The following is a 14,572-nucleotide window of genomic DNA, read 5'->3' as shown; positions in this document are numbered from 1 at the left end:
GTTCGCCGCACGGCGATCGAGTCTCGCGCCCGAGGGCAGCGACGGTGTGGCGGCATTGAAGACATCGGACGACCGGTGGCATCGAGGAGAGGCAGATCGACCCGGCCGAGACAAGGCTCGGCGATCGAGGTGGCGCAGCATCGGGGTGACCCGTTGCGATCCCTAGCCCGCCGTGGGTAGCGAAGAACACGGATCTGATGCCGGGCGGCGTCGCCAGGCAGATCGTCGGCGCAGCGTGCGGTCCGACGGCCACGTGGCAACGGGCCAGTGCCGCGCGTCGCGTGACGGCAGGGGGTCGCTGAGTGAACAGCTCCGTGGCGTCGAACCCGCCAGTGGAGCGGGCGCGGGGAACGGCTCGTGGTGGTGCCCGGTCGGGCGGCCGCGCCGCTCACCGGCGCGTTAGCCAGCGAAGCGAGGACAGGATATGAGCTACACCGCTCGGGTCGTAAAAGTCATGATCGCATCCCCCAGCGATGTGGCCAAGGAACGTCAGATCATACGCGACGTCGTCCAAGAATGGAACGCGGTTCATGCCGAGGATCGGAAGACTGTTCTCATGCCGATCGGCTGGGAAACGCACGCGACGCCGGCTATGGGCGATCGGCCCCAAGCGATCATCAACAAGCAGTTGTTGCGGACCTGCGACCTGCTTGTGGCGGTCTTCTGGGCGCGACTCGGCAGCCCGACGGGCGTGGCGGATAGCGGAACAGTCGAAGAGATCAACGAACACCTGGCTTCTGGCAAGCCGGCGATGATCTATTTTTCGGCGGTGCCTGTCCGACTGGATAGCGTGGACGAGCAGCAGTACGAGAAACTCCGGGCTTTCAAGGCTGATCTGCGCTCTCGTGGCCTCGTTGAGGAGTATGACGATCTGACGACATTCCGCACCCTCTTCGCCCGACACCTTGCGCAGCAGGTGATAGCAAGCTTCGGGGGCGGCGACCCAACCGGTGAACTTGATCGCCCTCCACCCGCAGCACGGATGCCTGAGCTTTCGGAGGCCGCGCGCGACCTGCTCTTAGAGGCCTTGCAGGATGCGAATGGCGCCATCATGCGGCTGACTACGATGGACGGTGCGCATGTTCAGACGAATGGCCGGGACTTCGTGGAACCCGGCAGCGCCCGATCTGCGGCACGATGGCGTGGCGCTGTCGATGAGCTGCACGGCCTGGGACTCAGCGAGGATCGCACCGGGAAGGGCGAGGTCTTTTTCGTAACCGATGCCGGATACCATGTCGGCAGTCTTCTCGGAGGCGGCCCTGGCTAACAAGCCGTTCCACCTGACGCCGGCCCTCGCTCCCTTCGGTCGCTCGGGCCGCCGCAGGTGAACGGCAGCGTTAGCTGCCACACCAACCCATGTGATGAAAGGAGAATCAATCATGAAACGCTTTGTAACCGCACTGACCACTGTTGCCTTCCTCTTTGTATCAGGCCCATCGGCAAATGCCTGCACTGGCATCATGCTGAGGACCGCCGACGGCAGCGTTGTGCACGGCCGGACCGTCGAGTTCGGAATCTTTATCGAAACTGATGTGGTGCTGGTGCCGCGCGGATACGCCTTCACCGGCCAGACGCCCCTCGGCGACGGCATGGCGTGGAAGGCAAAATACGCCGCGCTTGGTGTCATCGCTTTCGACAACCTGGCGATCCTGGACGGGATGAACGAGAAGGGGCTGGCGGTGGGTGCTTTCTATTTCCCAACGTTTGCCGAGTACACCAAAACCACGCCGGAGAATCGGGCGAAGTCGATGTCGATGTCGGACTTCCCGAACTGGCTGCTCACGAGCTTCGCCACGGTCGCTGAGGTGCGCGCTGTAGTCGAGGCGGGCAAGGTCGCTGTCGCACCGACCGTCCTTCCCGGCTGGCCGCCCGAGCCGCAACCTTTTCACTATGTCGTCTACGACAAGACCGGCGCCAGCATCGTCATCGAGCCGGTGAGCGGCACGCTGAAGATTCATGATAATCCCCTCGGCGTGATGTCCAATTCACCGACCTTCGATTGGCACATGACCAACCTGCGGAATTACATTGCCCTCAACCCGCGCAACATCCCGCCGGTCACGGTTGCGGGTGAAACCTTCAAGCAACTTGGACAGGGCTCGGGCATGCTGGGCTTGCCCGGCGACTTCACCCCGCCTGCACGGTTTGTTCGTGCCGCGGTGTACAGCGCAACGGCGATTCCTGAGAAGAATCCCGAGCGCGGCATCTTCCAGGTTTTCCACATCCTGAACAACTTCGACATTCCGGTGGGCGTTGCCCGTGAGGTGCACGCGGACCAGGTTCACACGGACTACACCATGCTGACCGTGGCACGCGATCCGCAGGCGCTCAAATTCTATTGGAAATCCTACGAGGACCAGACGGTCAGAAGCGTCGACATGAACGCGCTCAATCTCGACGCGAAGGGCGTCATCAAGATCTCGACGGCGGGAAAACAGCCGGTTCTCGACGTAACCTCCAAGATGAAATAGGAGCAGCTAACAACCGGTTGCAGCGGACGGTCCGCTGCGCGGCCCGCCGCTGAACCGGGGCGTTAGGCACAACAAGAACAATGGCGTGAACCAACCGTGAGACTTGTACGCAACACAGGCACCGACCGCGTCATCGACATGATCCGTCCAGGGATCGGGCGCGGTTATCGACTCGACGTGCTCACGCCCGCCTTGTCGCTCTTTGCCTTCGCGGAGATCAACCGCGAGGCGCGGGAGCTGGAAGGGTGCCGCCTCGTATTGCCTCCGAACGGTTCCGACGTTGCAATCCTGGGCACGGCCGCCGACCGCCCCGCACGCAACCGCCTGCAATCGCGCTGGCTGGCAAAGCGTCTGCTCCAGTGGATCGAAAACAAGGTGGAAGTCCGCCGCGCCTTGGGTCCGATCCCGCAAAGCGCGTTCGTCATCCGGAATTCAGACGGCCGCCCCGTACAGGCCCTCCTCGGTTCGCTGGCCTTCAGTACGGACGGTCTCGGGCTGACGCCGGGCAACCCGATGAACTTGATCCAGGCGTCCGAGACACCCGAAGAGGCGTCGCTATTGAGCCAGTGGTTCGATGCGCAGTGGTCCGCCCTTGCGGCCGACCCCGCCTCGAAGACCGCGCTGATCGACAGCTTGAAGGAACTGGCCGGGAACCGGGACCCGCTTCTTGTCTACGCGCTCATCCTGAACCACATCTTCCGCGACCGGGGGGACGAACTCGACGAGGAGCGCGTGGTCAAGTCCGCGACCGGCATCCGCAATACGGTGGTCTGGAAGAAGCTCTTCAAGTTCCAGCGCGACGGCGTCGTCGGGGCCATCGACAAACTCAACCGGTTCGGCGGCTGCATCATCGCCGACAGCGTCGGCCTCGGAAAAACCTTCGAGGCGCTGGCGATCATCAAATACCACGAGCTGCGCAACGACCGCGTCCTCGTGCTTTGCCCGAAGCGCCTGCGGGACAACTGGACGCTCTACAAGGCCAACGACCGACGCAACTTCCTGGCCCCGGACCGCTTCAATTACGACGTGCTCAACCACACCGACCTTTCGCGCGACGGCGGGCTCTCGGGCGACATCGACCTCGCGCACGTGAACTGGGGGAACTACGACCTCGTCGTCATCGACGAATCGCACAACTTCCGCAACAAGCGGACGCCGCGCCAGGGCGGGGAGACCCGCTACGACCGCCTCATGCGTAAGATCATCAAGGAGGGCGTGAAGACTCGCGTCCTCATGCTTTCCGCGACGCCGGTCAACAACCGCATGGCCGACCTGCGCAACCAAATCGCCTTCGCCACCGAGGGCGACGACACGGCCCTGCTCGACCACGGCATCGGAAGCATCGACAGCACCACGCGCCTTGCGCAGAAACAGTTCAACCGCTGGCTCGACCTCCTCGACAGCGAGCGCACGCCTTCGCGCTTGATCGAGATGCTGGGCTTCGATTACTTCACGCTCCTGGACCTCTTGACCATCGCGCGATCCCGCAAGCATATCGAGAAATACTACGGGATCGCCGAGACCGGGCGCTTTCCCGACCGGCTGAAACCGATCAACATCAAGGCAGACGTGGACCTCGCGGGCGAGTTCCCGCCCATCGCCGACATCAACCTCGAAATCCGCAAGCTGAACCTGTCGGCCTATGCGCCCCTTCGGTACGTGCTGCCGCACAAGCAGGAAGCCTACGACAAGAAGTACAGCACCGAGGTCAAGGGCGGGACGGGCTTCTTCCGCCAAGTGGACCGCGAAGAAAGTTTGATCCACCTCCTGCGCGTCAACGTGCTCAAGCGCATGGAAAGCGCCGTGCCGTCCTTCGCCCTGACTGTCGAGCGGCAGCTCCGCGACGTGGAGGCGACGCTGGCCCGGATCGAGAACCACGCCGAGGACATGGAGGAGATCGACATCGAGGACGTGGACATCGAAGACCCCGCCTTCGAGAGCTTACTCGTCGGCCGCAAGGTCAAGGTCCTCCTCAAGGACGTGGACCTCATCCGCTGGAAGCAGGACCTGATCGAGGACCGAAACCGGCTGGCGAATCTCCACGCCGCCGCCCGACAGGTTGACGCCGCGCGGGACGCGAAGCTCGACGCGCTACGCGAGATGATCGAAAGCAAGTGCCGCAACCCCATCAACCCCGGCAACCGGAAGGTGATCGTCTTCACCGCCTTTGCCGACACGGCCCGCTATCTCTACGACCGGCTCGCTCCCTGGGCCAAGAAGACCCTCGGCATCGACACCGCCCTGGTCACGGGCACGGGTAGCAACCAGACGACCCGCGAGGGTCTGCGGAAGGACCTCGCTTCGATCCTGTCCGCCTTCGCTCCCCGCTCTAAGGAGCGACCCGAGGAATACTCAAGCGAAGGCGAGATCGACCTGCTCATCGGAACGGACTGCATTTCCGAGGGCCAGAACCTCCAGGACTGCGACTGGCTCATCAACTACGACATCCACTGGAACCCGGTGCGGATCATCCAACGCTTCGGCCGCATCGACCGCATTGGCTCGCCCAACGACCGCATCCAACTTGTCAACTTCTGGCCCAACATGGAGTTGGAGGAGTACATCAACCTGGAGCAGCGCGTGAGCGGGCGCATGGTGCTCCTCGACATTTCGGCGACCGGCGAAGAGAACTTGATCGAGCAGCAATCCGGCAACCAGATGAACGACTTGGAGTACCGCCGCAAGCAACTCCTCAAACTCCAGGATGCCGTCATCGACCTGGAGGACCTTTCGACCGGCGTTTCCATTGCCGACCTAACGCTGACCGATTTCCGCATCGACCTGGCAGAGTACCTCAAGGCCCATCCCGGCATCCTGGAGAATCTCCCGACGGGCACCTGCGCGGTCACGACGACCACGGAGGCCGAAGTCCCGCCCGGCATCATCTTCTGCCTGCGGGCGGAAGGCGACGCCGCCAAGCGGACCACCGAGGCCGGGTATCCCCTCGCGCCGCACTACCTGGTCCACGTCGGCGAAGACGGCACGGTGCTCCTTCCCTACACCCAGGCCAAGCAAGTGCTCGACAGGGTGAAGCGCGTTTGTCTTGGGCGCGACATACCCGACGCCGAGGCCTGCGCCCGACTCGACAAGACCACGAAACAAGGCGAGGAGATGCGCAAGGCCCAAGAGCTTCTATCCGCCGCCGTCGCGTCGGTCGTAGGCAAGAACGAGGAGCGCGCCATGGCGAGCCTGTTCAAGCCCGGCGGCACCCACGCACTCAAGGGCGAATTCGCCGGGACCAACGACTTCGAGGTACTGGCCTACCTCGTGATCCTGCCGGAGGCCGCCGAATGAACGCCGCCGACCTCATCGCAGCCTTGGACCTTCCCGCGAGCGCGCAGGTGGAGCGGCGCGTCCCGAAGAAGCTCCTGCTCGAAAACGGAGCCCCCACGGCCGCCGACAAGCGGCACATCAACGACGGGATCGAGGAGCTGTTCTGGATCGCGGCCCTCAAGCCGACAACCATCGGCGTTCCCGAGTACCGCGACCCGGAGCGCGAATACCTCGAAATCGCCGTACTGCGGTTCACTCTTCGCGCCGGGGCCAAGACGACGCGCCTCGTGGAGTTGGTCCACCGCGCCGTGCCCTATCCGCTCCTCCTTTTGACGGAGCACGCCGGGCAGTTGGTTTTCTCGGCCGCGCACAAGCGCTGGGCGCAGAACGAGGCGGAAAAGACGGTGCTCGACGGCGACGTGGTCGCCGCCGACTGGGAGGTGGGGAGCGAGGCCCCGCAGCTTGAAGAGTTCCGAAAGGCGCTGGCGCTGGAGCGGCAACCGCACGGCACCCTGCGAGCACTCTACCAGGGGTGGGTGGACACGCTGGTCGCCTTCAAGGCCGCCCGGCTGACGGGCAGCTTCACGCCAGCGGCCGACCAAGAGCGGGCCACGGCGAGGCAGGACGCGCTTCGAGAGTGTTCCCGGCTGGAAACGGAGATGACCCGCCTGCGCGCGGCGGCGGGGAAAGAGAAGCAGATGGCGCGGCGGGTGGAACTCAATCGACAGATTAGCTTCCTTTCCAACCAGTTAACAGAACAACGAGCTCTGCTTTAGGCGAGAACGACGATCATGAGATACGAATACTTGATACAAAAGGATGCATCTCCAACGGCTTCAATAAAAGCCCTGCTCGCAAGAGAGATGCATCACCGCCAATACAATACGGTATGCGCAGCCATGGCCTATGTAACCATTGCTGGGCTCCGCGACGTTCTCGGCCTACTTCTATCGCCGCCTGTCCGCTCACAATGGCTTATAGGATTGGATGACGCGCTAAGTCAGCCTGGAGCCATTGAGCTTTGCTTGTCCCTCGAATCTTCAGATGTTCGGGTTGCTTCCTTCGAGCACGAAGCCCGGAGATTCCACCCCAAGGTGCTCTACCTTTTAGACTCCACCCATCGTTCCAGGGCCTTCATGGTGATTGGCTCCGCCAATCTGACCAAACACGCCTTGGCCGGAAATGCCGAATCCATAGTCCTGCTGCATGCAGACTCATCCTCCGACAAACGAGAACTCGATTCGATTTGGGCTGATGTCTGGAGACTTGGCCGTCCTTTGAAGCGTGGCGAGTTAGACCACTACAGGTCACAATTCACTGATAGCTCTCGGTTCAGGCGCGAAGCTCGCCGGTCGCGTGCGGGCCTACGCCTTGGGCAAGCGAAGCGCAAAACACGAGAAGTCCTTGCTGATGATATGGCTGAAGTAGACCCCGGCACAGCCACGGTGTGCTGGATCGAGTGTGGATATGTAACCGCGATGGGACGAGAGCTGGAGTTCAAAGCAGAACAAGGGCTGTTCTTTGGTCTAAACCCACACGGCGGAGATCCGACATACCTGAATTACAGGGTGTCCAATGGGACGACCGTGCAGCTTCGGATGAAATATCAAGGTAACCATATGTGGCGTCTCCAAATGACGAAAGAGGTTCCGGAGGTTGCAGAGGGGCTACGACCTAGGCAAAAGGGCAAACTGATGCGTTCGCCATGGGTCGCTGTGTTTGAGAGACTTCGAACGAAGGACACGTATCGCCTTTATTTCGTCAAGCTTCGCTCGGCGTCGTTTCGGCAATTAAAGGAGCGATCCGAAAGGCACGGCACGATTGGAAGAACGACGGCGAGAGAGTATGGCTGGTTCTGAGAATGCAGATGACAACAAGGGCACAACGATGATGAAGAAGTTCACCGCTAATGCCGAGGGTCTTGCGGACGATGCTGTCGCGCAAAATATCGCCAAGCTCAAGGCGCTCTTCCCCGAACTCGTCACCGAAGGACCGGAGGGCGTTACGGTCAACGTGGACGCGCTCAAGGCGCTGGTGGACGACAAGACTATCACCGACGCCGAGGAGAAATACGGTCTCAACTGGCACGGCAAGCGACGCGCGCGGCAGCTCGCCCTCACACCCTCGACCGGGACGCTCCGGCCTTGCCCCGAGGAGAGTGTGGACTGGGATACCACACAGAACCTGATGATCGAAGGCGACAACCTCGAAGTCTTGAAGCTCCTACAAAAGAGCTACGCGGGCAAGGTGAAGCTCATCTACATCGACCCGCCGTACAACACCGGCAAGGACTTTGTCTACCCGGACAACTTCCAGGACAACATCCGTAACTACCTGGAACTGACCAGCCAGGTGGAAGGCGGTCGGCAGATGAGCAGCAACACCGAGGCCAGCGGGCGATTCCACACCGACTGGCTGAACATGATGTATCCGAGGCTGAAGCTGGCTCGAAGCCTTTTGACTCAGGACGGCTTGGTGTTCGTGAACATTGATGACATGGAGGTCCACAATCTCCGGCATGCAATGAATGACGTGTTTGGAGAAGAAAATTTCATCGCAAACGTGGTGTGGCAAAAGAAGTATACGCGTGCCAATGACGCTCAATTCTTTTCGGACAACCACGATCACATCCTTGTGTTCGCCCGCAGTCGTGATAACGCCAAGATCCTCTTACAGCCAAGATCCGAAGACCAGAAGGCGGCGTACAGCAATCCTGACGGGCACCCAAAGGGCCTTTGGAAGGCTACGCCCTTACATGCGAAGAGTGGGACCGATACCTCGCCCTATGTATTTTCTAACGGCATTAAGTGGAGTCCGCCTCCAGGAACATATCGTCGTTATTCCGACGACACGATGGCAAGGATGGACGGTGGGAACGAAATATGGTTCGGACCAGATGGGAAATCCACCCCATCCAGAAAGAGTTTTTTATCAGAGGTTAAGCAAGGTGTCACGCCCGTCACAATCTGGACGCATGACGAAGTAGGACACAACCACGAAGCCAATAATGAGGTAAAGGAATTAGTTGGTGGAGGTGTTTTCGATAACCCAAAACCGACTCGTCTTCTTCGGAGAATCCTTCAGATTAGCACCACCCCTGACAACTCTGAACTCGTATTGGACTTTTTCGCGGGATCGGGGACTACAGCCCACGCGGTCATGGCACAGAACGCCGGTGACGGCGGCAAACGCCGTTGCATCCTCGTCCAACTCCCCGAACCGCTCGATCCGGAAAACAGAGATCAAAAGGTCGCCGCCGAGTTCTGCAAGAAGCTGAGGAAGCCGCTCAACATCGCCGAGCTGACGAAGGAGCGCCTGCGCCGGGCCGCCAAGAAGGTTAAGGAAGAGAATCCCATGTTCGCGGGCGACGTGGGCTTCCGGATCTTCAAGTTGGATTCCACGAATATCAAGGAATGGGAACCGAAGAGCGAGGATCTTTCCAAGACACTCACGGATGCTGTCGAGCATCTGAAGACTGACCGCACCGAAACGGACATCCTGTACGAAGTCCTCCTCAAGCTCGGCCTCGACCTTTGTGTGGCCATTGAGAAACGGGCAATCGCGGGTAAGGACGTGCACGCCATAGGCGGTGGCGTCCTGATCGCCTGCCTTGCGGAGAAGATCACGGCCGCCGAGGTGGAGAATCTGGGCAGGGGCATCGTCGAGTGGCACAAGGCCCTCGCCCCGGCGGGCGACACGACCTGCGTCTTCCGCGACAGCGCCTTCGCCGACGACGTGGCCAAGACGAACCTCGCGGCGATCCTCGAACAGAACGGCATCGCCAACGTGAGGAGCCTGTAGCCGATGAAACTGCACTTCGAGCCCAACCTGGACTACCAGCTCGACGCCATCGAGGCGGTCTGTGACCTCTTCCGGGGCCAGGAGATTTGCCGGACGGAGTTCACGGTCACCCGCGATCCCCTGGACCCGCAAAGCCGGTTGTTCGAGATGGACGACCTCGGCATCGGCAACCGGCTTACCCTGCTCGACGACGAGATCGTCAAGAACCTGAAGGACATTCAGCTCCGCAACGGCCTTCAGCCTTCGGAAGAGCTGGCCTCCGGCGACTTCACCGTGGAGATGGAGACCGGGACCGGCAAGACCTACGTCTACCTGCGCAGCATCTTCGAGCTGAACAAACGCTACGGGTTCACCAAGTTCGTCATCGTCGTGCCCTCGGTGGCGATCAAGGAGGGCGTATATCACTCCATCGAGATTGCCGAGGAGCACTTGAAGGGGCTCTACGCGGGCGTCCCCTTCGACTACTTCCTCTACGACTCCTCGAAGCTCGGCCAGGTGCGCAATTTCGCCACCAGCGCGAACATCCAGATCATGGTGGTGACGGTCGGGGCCATCAACAAGAAGGACGTGAACAACCTCTACAAGGACAGCGAGAAGACCGGCGGTGAAAAACCCATCGACCTAGTCCGGGCGACGCGGCCCATCATCATCGTGGACGAGCCGCAAAGCGTGGACGGTGGTCTTTCGGGTGCGGGCAAGCAGGCGCTCGACGCCATGAACCCGCTTTGCACCCTGCGCTACTCGGCCACGCACGTGGACAAGCACCACATGGTCTACCGGCTCGACGCCGTGGACGCCTACGAGAAGAAGCTGGTCAAACAGATCGAGGTCGCCTCGGCCACCGTGGAGCACGCACACAACAAGCCCTACGTGCGCCTGGTTTCGGTGAGCAACAAGCGCAACGTCATCTCCGCGAAGATCGAGGTGGACGCCGAGACGGCCAGCGGCGTCAAGCGGCGCGAAGTGACGGTCCAGGACGGCGACAACCTGGAGCAGACTACCGGGCGCGCCCTCTACGCCGACTGCCGCGTCGGCACGATCCGCATCGAAAAGGGCAACGAGTACATGGAGCTTCGCGTCCCCGGCGAGGACCTCATCCTGCGGCCGGGGCAAGCTTGGGGCGACGTGGACGCTATGGCCGTGCAACGGGAGATGATCCGCCGGGCCATCCGCGAGCACTTGGACAAGGAGAAGCGCCTGCGACCCCACGGCATCAAGGTGCTGACGCTCTTCTTCATCGACGAGGTCGCCAAGTACCGGCAGTACGACTCGGATGGGAACGCCATCAAGGGCGAATACGCCAAGATGTTTGAGGAGGAGTACCGGCGCGCCGCGAGGCTTCCCGAGTACAACACGCTCTTCAAGGAAGTGGACCTGACGCGCGCCGCCGAGGAGGTCCATAACGGCTACTTCTCCATCGACAAGAAAGGCGGCTGGACGGACACCGCCGAGAGCAACCAGGCGGGCCGCGACAACGCCGAGCGGGCGTACAACCTCATCATGAAGGAGAAGGAGAAGCTGCTCTCCTTCGAGACGCCTCTCAAGTTCATCTTCTCTCACTCGGCCCTGCGCGAGGGTTGGGACAACCCCAACGTCTTCCAGATTTGCACCCTGCGCGACATCCGCACCGAGCGCGAACGCCGCCAGACCATCGGGCGCGGCCTGCGGCTCTGCGTGAACCAGGAGGGCCAACGGCTGCGCGGCTTCGAGGTCAACACGCTGACCGTCGTTGCCACGGAGAGCTACGAGGACTTCGCCGAGAACTTGCAGAAGGAAATCGAGGAAGACACGGGCATCCGCTTCGGCATCGTCGAGGAGCACATCTTCGCTGCCGTCGCGGTCACCGACAAAGACGGCAAGACGGCCCCCCTTGGCTTCGAGCAGTCCAAGGCGTTGTGGGAACACCTCCAGGCCAAGGGCTATATCGACAAGAAGGGCAAAGTGCAGGACTCGCTCAAGAAGGCCCTCAAGGACGGCACGCTCGAAGTACCGGAGGAATTCGCCGGGCAGCTCGACCAGATCGCCCACGTCCTCAAGAAGCTGTCCGGGCGGCTGGAGATCAAGAACGCGGACGAGCGCCGCCAGGTGCGGCCCCGGCAGGCCGTGCTCCAGAGCGCCGAGTTCAAGGCGCTATGGGACCGCATCAAGCACAAGACCACCTACCGGGTGCAGTTCGACAACGAGCGGCTGGTGCGGGACTGCGCCAAGGCGCTGCGGGACGCCCCGGCGATCCCAAAGACGCGGCTCCAGTGGCGCAAGGCCGACCTCGCCATCGGCAAGGCGGGCATCGAGGCCACCGAGCGCGAGGGCGCGGCCACGGTCGTCCTCGACGAAGCGGACATCGAGTTGCCGGACCTGCTGACCGACCTCCAGGACCGGACCCAGCTCACGCGCCGCAGCATCCACCGAATTCTGACGGAGAGCGAGCGACTCGACGACTTCAAGCGCAACCCCCAGCAGTTCATCGAGCTGGCGGCGGAAGCCATCAACCGCTGCAAGCGGCTGGCCATCGTGGACGGCATCAAGTACCAGCGCCTCGGCGACGAGCACTACTTCGCCCAGGAGCTGTTCGAGCAGGAGGAACTGACCGCCTACCTGAAGAACCTGCTCGACGCCCATAAGTCCGTCTACGAGCAGGTGGTCTACGACTCAGGCACCGAAGCCGAGTTCGCCGATCAACTGGAGAAGAACACGGCCATCAAGGTGTACGCCAAGCTGCCCGGCTGGTTCACCGTGCCGACGCCGCTGGGCGGCTACAACCCGGACTGGGCGGTGCTCGTGGAGCAGGAAGGCGAGGAGCGCCTGTACTTCGTCGTCGAGACCAAGGGAACGGCACTCTTCAGCGATGCCCTGCGGCCGATGGAGCAGGCCAAGATCGAGTGCGGGCGGGAGCACTTCAAGGCGCTGGAGGTTCGAGAGGCGCCTGCGCGCTATGTCGTGGCAAGCTCCGTGGAGGAGTTCCTGGAGCAGGCGCGATGAGCGCCCGGAATCAGGTGCGAGAGTTCGATGTGTGCCTAACAACCGGTTGCAGCGGACGGTCCGCTACGCGGCCCGCCGCTGAACCGGAGCGTTATCCGGACATAAGGAGGAACCCCTGAGCGAACATGTCTTCGCGTTCGGTTCGAACATGTGCCCGTCTCCGCTTCAATAAGCGCAGCCAGGATGGCTCGGGTAAGGCAAACGTTGAGCCGGACCCGGCGGGAGAAGTGTGGGGCGTCCTCTATGCGCTTCCAGACCATCACCTGGCTGTTCTGGATAGAGGGGAGGGTCAGGGCTACGCTCGTCGGCGTGAGATCGTGCGGACACGAGCTGGAGCCGACGTACACGCTTGGGTCTACGTCGCCGTCTCGCCCGCTGCCGACCCGACGCTCCGGCCGTACGGGTGGTACAAGCGCTTCTTAGTCGAGGGCGCGCGGGAACATAGGCTGCCGGATCCTTACGTGAAAACGCTTGAGGCCATCGAGTCTATGGACGATCCTAACGCCGCACGCGATCGCCAGAAGCGGTCGTTGAGCTGTGAAGCAGCCGGATAACTTCCGGATGCAGGCGGCGGCGGGCGCCCTGCGGTCGGCCCTCATCGGGGCTGACGCGTCGCCCGCCGCGCCTGATCCGGCGCGTTCGGCGGACGGCGATGGAAGCGAGCAAGTGAGGGCAAACCTCGCGAGACGCCCCACAGATGTCACGGCAAGCCGCCCAGTCGAGCGAAGGCAAGAGGCCAAGTGCCACCGGGCGCGGGGTCGGGGCGGCGCAACCTTCGGGGCCATCGGCTGGGGTCACGAGAGCTCATGGTTCAGGGGTCGTCCTCTCAGGTCCGACGCGCGGGGCTGCGCCAGGCAGGGGAAGCGCGGCGGGCCACGACGGAGGCGCGAAGAAATCAGGGCAGCGCGCGGCGGCTACGTCGAGGGCTGGCGCGTGGCAGGGGCAGTGAGCCGTCGAACATCGCGCTCCACCGGCTCGGGGCTCGCGTTGCTCGCCCCGCCCGGTGAGCGCGAGCGTTAGACGGCGAACAGCTATGAACATCGCATGTCTGGGATGGGGATCGTTGATCTGGGATCCGCGCTCATTGCCGATTCAGCGCCAGTGGTTTGAGGATGGGCCCTTTGTGCCTGTCGAGTTCACCCGCCAGTCGTCGGACGGCCGCATCACTCTCGTGGTCGAGCCGACGGCTGCGCCCGTGCGGGTGCTGTGGGCTCTGATGCTTCCCACTGAGCTTCAAGCGGCAAAGGAGGCGCTTCGCGACCGCGAGGGCATCACCGGCAATGACTGGAGGTCCCGCATCGGATCCTGGGAGCGGAGTGAAGTGACCCCTCAGCTCGTGGCCGGGCTCTCCGACTGGGCGCAGGCGCATGGTCTCGATGCGGCGGTGTGGACGGCACTTGGGCCCAAGTTCAACGGTAACGACACGTCGCCGACGGTGGATCAGGTCGTCCAGTATCTCCGGACGCTTACCGGTGCCACGAGGGACAATGCAGAACGATATGTGCGTTGCGCCCCCCGTCAGATCGACACTGCGTATCGCCGGCGTATCGAGGCAGAGTGTGGTTGGTCACACCGTGAATGCGGGTCGAGCGCCGTCTAACAACAGCATGCAGCGGACGGCGCTGCGCGCCGCCGCTGATGCTGCCCGTTCGCCGCACGGCGATCGAGTCTCGCGCCCGAGGGCAGCGACGGTGTGGCGGCATTGAAGACATCGGACGACCGGTGGCATCGAGGAGAGGCAGATCGACCCGGCCGAGACAAGGCTCGGCGATCGAGGTGGCGCAGCATCGGGGTGACCCGTTGCGATCCCTAGCCCGCCGTGGGTAGCGAAGAACACGGATCTGATGCCGGGCGGCGTCGCCAGGCAGATCGTCGGCGCAGCGTGCGGTCCGACGGCCACGTGGCAACGGGCCAGTGCCGCGCGTCGCGTGACGGCAGGGGGTCGCTGAGTGAACAGCTCCGTGGCGTCGAACCCGCCAGTGGAGCGGGCGCGGGGAACGGCTCGTGGTGGTGCCCGGTCGGGCGGCCGCGCCGCTCACCGGCGCGTT

The 14,572-nt window shown here is 62.6% G+C and carries 9 protein-coding genes; all 9 read left to right on the top strand.

Annotated features, from left to right (window positions below; translation table 11 throughout):
* Window positions 1-424: 424 nt before the first annotated feature.
* Window positions 425-1,267, top strand: coding sequence for a DUF4062 domain-containing protein (locus COMA2_RS14010; protein ID WP_090899455.1), 843 nt, complete (start codon window positions 425-427; stop codon window positions 1,265-1,267).
* A gap of 112 nt (window positions 1,268-1,379) precedes the next feature.
* Complete coding sequence (locus COMA2_RS14005; RefSeq protein WP_090899452.1) at window positions 1,380-2,471, top strand: linear amide C-N hydrolase; 1,092 nt, start codon at window positions 1,380-1,382, stop codon at window positions 2,469-2,471.
* Between the two features lie 96 nt (window positions 2,472-2,567).
* On the top strand, window positions 2,568-5,765 hold the full coding sequence (locus COMA2_RS14000; protein ID WP_090899449.1) for a helicase-related protein: 3,198 nt from the start codon (window positions 2,568-2,570) through the stop codon (window positions 5,763-5,765).
* Window positions 5,762-6,520 carry a DUF4391 domain-containing protein gene (locus tag COMA2_RS13995; protein WP_090899446.1) on the top strand — a complete coding sequence of 253 codons (759 nt, stop codon included), beginning with the start codon at window positions 5,762-5,764 and terminating at the stop codon, window positions 6,518-6,520. The genes COMA2_RS14000 and COMA2_RS13995 overlap by 4 nt, the downstream gene beginning before the upstream one ends.
* Before the next feature lie 639 nt (window positions 6,521-7,159).
* Complete coding sequence (locus COMA2_RS20780; protein ID WP_245631027.1) at window positions 7,160-7,603, top strand: hypothetical protein; 444 nt, start codon at window positions 7,160-7,162, stop codon at window positions 7,601-7,603.
* A 28-nt stretch (window positions 7,604-7,631) separates the two neighbouring features.
* Window positions 7,632-9,545, top strand: a complete 1,914-nt coding sequence (locus COMA2_RS13985; RefSeq protein WP_090899458.1) for a site-specific DNA-methyltransferase — start codon at window positions 7,632-7,634, stop codon at window positions 9,543-9,545.
* A gap of 3 nt (window positions 9,546-9,548) precedes the next feature.
* Window positions 9,549-12,524 (top strand): type III restriction-modification system endonuclease, encoded by a 2,976-nt coding sequence (locus tag COMA2_RS13980; protein WP_090899440.1) that lies wholly within the window; start codon window positions 9,549-9,551, stop codon window positions 12,522-12,524.
* 125 nt (window positions 12,525-12,649) lie between these two features.
* Complete coding sequence (locus COMA2_RS13975; protein ID WP_090899437.1) at window positions 12,650-13,078, top strand: gamma-glutamylcyclotransferase; 429 nt, start codon at window positions 12,650-12,652, stop codon at window positions 13,076-13,078.
* Between the two features lie 479 nt (window positions 13,079-13,557).
* Window positions 13,558-14,124 carry a hypothetical protein gene (locus tag COMA2_RS13965; protein WP_090899430.1) on the top strand — a complete coding sequence of 189 codons (567 nt, stop codon included), beginning with the start codon at window positions 13,558-13,560 and terminating at the stop codon, window positions 14,122-14,124.
* Window positions 14,125-14,572: the final 448 nt, after the last annotated feature.

This window comes from Candidatus Nitrospira nitrificans, from assembly GCF_001458775.1.
Lineage (GTDB): Bacteria > Nitrospirota > Nitrospiria > Nitrospirales > Nitrospiraceae > Nitrospira_D > Nitrospira_D nitrificans.
Note: the sequence above shows the minus strand (reverse complement) of the source record. Positions and strands in the feature narration are given on the sequence as shown.